Raw genomic sequence first — 7,036 nt, 5'->3', positions numbered from 1 at the left:
CTGCTGGTTGATGCGGGGGGCGTTGGTGCTGGTGTTGGTGTGCTGCCGGGGTGCGGTTGGTGTGTGGTTTACAGGCGATTTTTACGGCTTCGCCAATGGTTGGATGGCCTCGCAGAGGACGCAGTTCGGTTGTGCCCCGCAGGTCGCGCTGGCGGCCGCCGGTGTTCGCGTGCAAGACCGCGCGTCGGTCCGAGTCACTGCGCATGCGTTTGGTCTGGCGGGTGGCGGCCGCGTTTGGTGGGTGCGTTGAGGCCTCTGGCGGGCCTCCTCGACGAGGGGGCGACCCGCGCGTCGGGCTTGATGGCGGCGGTCCGCGACTGTTCGGCGTTCTGTCACGCTGTTGCCTGCGTCGCGTTGTTTGCCGGCGGTCGTTGCTTGTGGTCGCCGAGGTTCTGGGTCCCTCGCCGCGTCATCGCCGTAAACGGAACCTGCCCGGTTTGGCGGAATCAAGCCGCATCACACTTGCTGTGGTCCGGCTCCGTCCGGCTTGACACCGCCAAACCGGGCAGGTTGGCTGCGCCCGCTGACGCGGCGAGGGACCCAGAACCAACACCCCGCGTGGTCCGGTCGGAACCGGCGAACCACGCGGTCGGACCGGCTGCCCCGTCATCAGCTCAGCTGCAGCCGCGCAGTCCGCAGGGCCCCCTACCGGCGGCTACCGCCTACCCGTCCTCAGCGCCCTTCAGCTCCCAAGTCCCGCGTCGGCGCACCACCGCTAGGTAGTACACCGCCGACACCACTGCGATGCCCAGGGTCGTCCAGAGGCTTGGGCGGCCGACCTTTGGGTCCTGGAAGTTCTCGTAGACCACGTAGCCGATCGCGCCTAGGGCCAGCACTGGGGCCAGGGGCCAGGCGGGCATGCGGTAGGCGGCGTGGGTGGTGGTGCCGTTGCGGCGGCCGGCTATGGAGGACAGGGCCAGGGCGGCGTAGACGGCGATGAGGGTTGTGGAGGTCACCACTAGGAGGAAGGTGTCGTTGGCGAAGCAGAAGGCGGCGCTGATTGTGCCGGTGGCTATGGTGGCGATCCAGGGGCTGCCGGACTTGGGGTGGACGGTGGCCAGGGCCTTGCTGATCGGGGAGGGCCAGGCGGCGTCGCGGCCGGTGGAGAAGACCATGCGGGCGGTTATCAGGATGATGGCGAGGACCGCGTTGAAGATCGCTAGGGCGACGGCCAGGCTGATGACGTCGTTGACCTTCGAGTTCGAGGTCGCGGTGATGAAGTACTTCATCATGTTGTCGGCGCTGAACAGGCTTGGGAGGTCCGGTGCGCCGATCAGCACTGCGGTGGTCGGGATCAGTTCGGCCAGGACCGTGATGGCCAGGGCCCACAGGATGGTCTTGGCGATGTTGCGGGGGGCGTCCTTCGTCTCTTCGCCGAAGTAGACCGCTGAGCCGTAGCCGCTGTAGGCGAAGATCGCGACGGCGGTGGCCGCGCCTATGGTGCCGACGCTGACCGCGGTGACCGTTGATCCGGCCCCTGCGGACACCGGGTGTGCTATCAGGTCGCCGAGGGAGCGCTTGGGGTGGAAGAAGCCCAGGGCGCTGACGACTATGAGTGCGGTCATCTCGATGGCGAGGAAGATGCCGGTCACCCAGGCGTTCAGCTTCAGGTCGAACACTGCCAGGACGGTGGCCAGCAGCGTTGTCGCCGCCGCTGCGATCGGGGCGTCCAGGTGCGGGAACAGTACCGCCAGGTACGTTCCCACGCCGAGGGCGATGACGGCGACGACCAGCAGTTGCGTGACCAGGATCAGCCCCAGCACCACGAAGCCCGGCAGCCGGCCGAGGACGCGCGCGGTGATCGCGTACTCGCCGCCGGACAGCGGGAACGCCGAGGAGAGCTCGGCGTAGATCAGCGCCATGAACACCCCGACGACGCCAGCAACCGCGAAGGCCCAGAACGCGCCGGTCCCGGCCTGCGCGACGACGCCCGGGCTGATGATGAACACGGACGAGGCCGGGGTGATGGCCGCCAGCGTGATGAACAGGGTCCCGAGCATCTTCAGCCCGCGGTGCAGCCGGGGACGGCCGTCCCCGGCGGTGTCGGCGGAACGGGACGGTGACGTGCCCGAAACGGTCATGGGGGTCCTTCCAAGCGGACTTCTTTGAAGGATCATCAAAGAAGTCGGCTCGGGATCCCGTCAAGATTTTCGGCAGTAATGAGTGATTAACCCTTATCCCGTGCGGTGCATGGCTCGATGATCGACGATCGCAGCTTGCGTTCCTTGGGAGTTCTCAAGAGAATGCCGAACCATGGGAAGACCGAGCAGGGCCCATGAGAAGCGCGCCGAACTCGTCGAGGTGGCGCGCCAGGCGGTCCTGGACCGCGGCGTCGCCGCGCTGCGCCTGCGCGACGTCGCCGACCGGGCCGAGATGACCCCCGGCGCGGTCCAGTACTACTTCCCGACGCTCAGCGACGTCCTGCGCGAGGTCCAGCGCGAGACCGTGGAAAGGTTCTGCGTCGAAAGGGAGACGGCCGCCCGGGCCGAACCGGATCCCCGGCGGCGCCTCATCGGCATGATCCGCTCGGGCCTTCCCGCCGCGAGCGATGACGAGTCGGTCCGGCTGCTGCTGGAGCTGGACACCTTCGCCCGACGTGATCCCGCGTATTCGGCGCAGCACGTCCGCCTCTACGAGCGGCAGATCGCCGGCTACGCGGCGATCCTGGAGGCCGGCGCGGCGCTCGGCGTGTTCACGCTGTCCCGCGAACCGAACACCGTCGCCCGGAGCCTGGTCCTGCTCGAGGACGGCCTCGGGCTGCACCTGACGCAGGCCGTGCCGCCGCTCGACGTCCATGACGCCGAGGCGATCCTGCTGGCCTACGCCGCGGACGCCACGGGCTGCGACCTGACCGCCGTGGAAGAATCCTGATCCGGCTGATCAGCCCGGGTTGACCGGCGCGTTCTCATATTCCGGCAAAGGGCGTCTCACGCTGCGGCTGCCGTTGTCTGCGCCGCTGGTCAGCTGGTTACCGTCGCCGAATGCGCACTCCTCGAACGAAAGTCCGGACCGCCGCTCTCGCCACGGCGGCCACCGCGGCCCTGATCGCCGGCGTCGTCCCGGCCGCCACTGCGACCGCCGCCGCGCCTGCGCCGCAACTGCCCGCCTGGATCGTCCTGACCGACGCGTCCGGCGCCGGGCACGGCGACATCTTCGTCGCGCCGTCCTCCTCCGTCGCCAAGTACGCCAACGGCGTGGAGATCCTGAGCCCGGACGGCAAGAAGACCGTCTGGTCGCACCGCGTCCCGGCCGGCCTGTCCGCGGCCGACTTCCGTGCGCAGACCTACCACGGCAAGCCGGTGCTGACCTGGTGGCAGGGCACCGGCCTCGGCGGGCTCGCGTCCGGCACCGACGTGGTCTACGACGCGGACTACCACCAGATCGCCGAGGTCCACGCCGGCAACGGCTACACCGCCGACGGCCACGAGTTCGTCATCACCCCGCGCAACACCGCGCTGGTCCTCGCCTACGCGGAGAAGACCGCGGACCTCACCTCGATCGGCGGCTCGGCGCACCAGAAGGTGATCGACGGCGTCGTGCAGGAGATCGACATCGCCACCGGCAAGGTGCTCTTCCAGTGGAACAGCGCCGACCACGTCCCCTACTCGCAGAGCGAGCAGCCGCTGCCGACCTCGCCGGACACCCCCTGGGACTGGTTCCACATCAACGCGGTCAAGGTGGACGGCGACAACCTGCTCGTGGACGCGCGCAACACCTGGACTGCCTACGAGATCTCGCACTCGACCGGCAAGGTGCTGTGGCAGCTGGGCGGCAAGGCCAGCTCCTTCAAGCTCCGGACCGCCGCCGGCCAGGAGCTGAACACCGCAGGGTCCTTCTTCGCCTGGCAGCACGACCCGGAGCCGCTGGGCGGCGGCCGCTACAGCTTCTTCGACAACGAGTCCGCCGGCGCCGCCAACACCGGCAGCGGCGCCGTCTCCGACTACCCCTACAGCCGGGTGGTCACGGTGCAGCTCGACCCGGGCAAGCATGTCGCGACCCTGATCCGCTCCGACGCCCAACCCGCCGGGCTCACCGCGTCCTCGCAGGGCAACGCACAGCCCGAGCGCGGCGGCCGGGTGTTCGTGGGCTGGGGTTCGCTGCCGTACGTCTCGGAGTTCGACCGGACCGGTGCGGTGGTCTTCGGCGCCGAGTTCCCCGCCGGGGTTAACACCTACCGGGCCTACCGCTTCGACTGGAAGTAACCGCAAGTCGTTCGACGGGAAGTAAGGAGTGTCAGCACCCTGGGGTTCTGGCGCGATCGTCGAGCCGGGGCGAGAATCGGTCGCCGGGCACCATCAGCCACCGTGCCCTGATATCGGATCGGAGAGTACATGCCCCTCCTTCGTCGGCGCCGCGGCGCCGTGCTGACCTGCTTGTGCGCGGCGGCGCTCACCGTCACGGGGACACCCGTGGGCGCCGCGTCCGCCTCATCCGCACCGTCCACCACCGTGGGCCTGCCGGTGATCGTGGTCATGGCGTCGCACGCCGCCGACCGGGCGGCGATCGACTCCGCACAGGCGCCGTTGCTCAGATCGCTCAAGTCCTCGGGCGGCCGGAACGTGCGGTCGCTGAGCGTCATCAATGCCCTGAGTGCGACCGTCTCGCCGGCGGAGGAGCAGGCGCTGCGCAGCGATCCGAGCGTCGCGGAGGTCGTGCCCGACGCGGCGATAAAGGTGCGCAGCGGCCTGACGCTTCCGGTTCTGCCCGGTGGCACAGCCACGTCCAACGGCGCGGCCAAGACCGGCGGCCCGGCCCGCGCGGCGTCCGTGACCCTCCCGACGGGGACCTGCGCGGCCAACGGCGGCGTGCAGCTGAACCCGGAGGCGCTGCAGTCCATCAAGGCCGACTCCGACGTGCCCGGCGCGAAGACCGCCCGCTCGCTCGGCTACACCGGCGCCGGGGTCACCGTCGGCGACATCGCCGCCGAGATGGACGTCAACACCCCGGATATGATCCGGCCCGACGGCTCGCACGTCATCGCCGACTACCAGGACTTCACCGGCGAGGGCGGGACCGTCTTCGCCGGCAACGAGATCGAGTCCCTGCTCGACGACGGGATGATCGCGGCGCAGGGCGACCACGTCTACAACCTGCAGGACTACACGTCCTCGGCGCTCGGCAAGCCCTGCCTGATCCGCCTGGAGGGCGTCGCCCCCGGCGTGACCCTGGACGCGTACAAGGTCTACGGCGAGAACGACCTCACGACGACGTCGGCGTTCCTGGAGGCCATCGACTACGCGGTCACCGTCGACCATGTCAATGTCCTGAACGAGGAGGCCGGCAGCTTCCCGATGCCGGACACCAGCGCCGACCTGATCAAGGCCGCCAGCGCGGCCGCGATGGCGGCCGGCGTCACCATCACGGTGCCGTCGTACGACGCGGGGAACCAGAACACGATCTGGTCGCCGGCCTCGCAGCCCGGCGTCATCGCCGTCGGGGCGTCGACCACGTTCCGCTCCTACGCGCAGGCCGACTCCAAGGGCTACGACGACATCGGAGCCACCGGGTACGTCAGCGACAACATCAGCTCCCTGTCTTCCGGCGGTGCGACCGAGCAGGGACGCAGCATCTCCGTCGTCGCGCCCGGTGACCTGGACTGGATGATCTGCACCGCGGACAAGGCCATCGCACCGGACTGTCTGAATACCCTGCGAAAGCCGAGCCCCGTGTTGCAGGAGGGCGGGACCAGCGAGTCCGGTCCCCTCGTGGCCGGCGTCGCAGCGCTCGTCATCCAGGCGTACCGGTCCGGTCATGCCGGCGCCAGCCCGACCCCGGCGCTGGTGGACCAGCTGATCGAGAGCACTGCTGACGACCTGGATGTGGTCGGTTCCGAGCAGGGCTCCGGGCTGGTGGACGCCTACCGCGCGGTCGAGGCGGCCAAGTCCGTGCACACTCCGGACGGAAACGGCGCCGCGAGCGGCAATACCCTGATCATGGGCGCCGACCAGTTCGACGCGACTGCGGCTCCCGGTACGGTGCAGCACTTCACGACCAGTTTGACGAACACCGGCAGCAGCACGCAGACGGTCAGCCTGGCCGGGCGGACGCTCAGCCCGATCAGTGTCGTGGCGACGCGGACCGTGCAGTTGGCGAACGGTGGCTCGACTTATGTGAACCAGTCCGGCGTCACGGACAACTACGTCAAGCTGACGTTCCAGGTGCCGCCGGGGCAGGATCGTCTGGACTCGAACATAGCCTGGCCTGGTGTTCAGCAGGACTCGGTGAACCTGGTACTGCTCGACCCGAGCGGCAAGTTCACCGCCAACAGCCTGCCGAACGGGGACGGCAACCACGGTCACGTGGACGTGCGCGATCCAGTGCCGGGCACGTGGACCGCGGTGGTCTCCGACGACAACACCGCGAGGGGCTACACCGGCAAGGTGCTGTTCAACGCCGCGGTGTCGCGGTTCGTCCCGTTCGGCCAGGTGAGTCCGTCCACTGTGACGCTGCGGCCGGGTCAGTCCACGAACATAGCCGTGAGCGCGAAGACGCCGGCGCATGCCGGGGATCTGAGCGCGTCGCTGGCGATCAGCTCGCCGCAGTCGGGGCGTAGTTCCATTCCGATGACGCTGCGGTCCGTGGTCGCGATGAGCGGCGGCGTGGGCACCTTCTCCTCGGACATCCAGGGCGGGAACGGCCGCGGCGGTGTTCCGGCGCAGAGCGAGTTCTTTGTCGTGAACGTCCCGGCAGGGAAGCCGGCGCTCGACGTCCGCACTGCGCTGGCCGGTCATCGGACGGACCCGTACTTCGTCTACCTGGTGTCGCCTGACGGCCAGAACCCGGCGCGTGCCTCGAACCTCACGCAGGAGGGCAGCGGGGCGAGTCAGCATACTGTCGCCAGTTCTGGGACGCAGCTCAGTGTGCTGAGTCCGCAGGCGGGTCAGTGGACGATCATCGTCACCTTCACTAAGGGCCCACGCAGAAACAACTTCCCTCAGTTCGGGTGTGTCGTGTCGGTGCGCGGTGTCGTGAGGACTGTGTAGTTCCAGTCGGGATGGAAGACATGGCGGTTGAGCAGGGTTTTCTCGAAGGTCTT

5 protein-coding genes are annotated in these 7,036 nt (G+C 68.8%); 4 read left to right on the top strand and 1 reads right to left on the bottom strand.

Features of this window, described 5'->3' with window-relative positions:
* On the top strand, positions 1 to 250 hold a 250-nt coding region (locus GWK61_RS57945), incomplete at its 5' end, for a hypothetical protein (protein WP_228564367.1).
* A 412-nt stretch (positions 251 to 662) separates the two neighbouring features.
* On the opposite strand, the gene GWK61_RS51325 is transcribed toward GWK61_RS57945, so the two are convergent.
* Entirely contained in the window at positions 663 to 2,081 is a 1,419-nt protein-coding gene (locus tag GWK61_RS51325; RefSeq protein WP_194921372.1) for an APC family permease, read from the bottom strand.
* Between the two features lie 172 nt (positions 2,082 to 2,253).
* Between GWK61_RS51325 and GWK61_RS51320 the strand changes: the two genes are divergently transcribed.
* The 3 genes from GWK61_RS51320 to GWK61_RS51310 all read left to right on the top strand — a co-directional run bounded on the left by GWK61_RS51320 (position 2,254) and on the right by GWK61_RS51310 (position 6,983).
* Positions 2,254 to 2,871 carry a TetR/AcrR family transcriptional regulator gene (locus tag GWK61_RS51320; protein ID WP_194921371.1) on the top strand — a complete coding sequence of 206 codons (618 nt, stop codon included), beginning with the start codon at positions 2,254 to 2,256 and terminating at the stop codon, positions 2,869 to 2,871.
* Between the two features lie 110 nt (positions 2,872 to 2,981).
* Complete coding sequence (locus tag GWK61_RS51315; protein ID WP_194921366.1) at positions 2,982 to 4,202, top strand: arylsulfotransferase family protein; 1,221 nt, start codon at positions 2,982 to 2,984, stop codon at positions 4,200 to 4,202.
* 129 nt (positions 4,203 to 4,331) lie between these two features.
* Positions 4,332 to 6,983: a S8 family serine peptidase gene (locus GWK61_RS51310; RefSeq protein WP_194921364.1), complete on the top strand. Its 2,652-nt coding sequence runs from the start codon at positions 4,332 to 4,334 to the stop codon at positions 6,981 to 6,983.
* The last annotated feature ends 53 nt before the right edge of the window (positions 6,984 to 7,036 follow it).

Origin of the sequence: Catenulispora rubra (assembly GCF_015356825.1) — a bacterium.
Lineage (GTDB): Bacteria > Actinomycetota > Actinomycetes > Streptomycetales > Catenulisporaceae > Catenulispora > Catenulispora rubra.
Note: the sequence above shows the minus strand (reverse complement) of the source record. Positions and strands in the feature narration are given on the sequence as shown.

Coding starts and splice junctions, on each gene's coding strand:
- GWK61_RS51315 (WP_194921366.1), top strand. CDS start 2,982: ATGCGCACTCCTCGAACGAAAGTCCGGACCGCCGCTCTCGCCACGGCG.
- GWK61_RS51310 (WP_194921364.1), top strand. CDS start 4,332: ATGCCCCTCCTTCGTCGGCGCCGCGGCGCCGTGCTGACCTGCTTGTGC.
- GWK61_RS51320 (WP_194921371.1), top strand. CDS start 2,254: ATGGGAAGACCGAGCAGGGCCCATGAGAAGCGCGCCGAACTCGTCGAG.
- GWK61_RS51325 (WP_194921372.1), bottom strand. CDS start 2,081: ATGACCGTTTCGGGCACGTCACCGTCCCGTTCCGCCGACACCGCCGGG.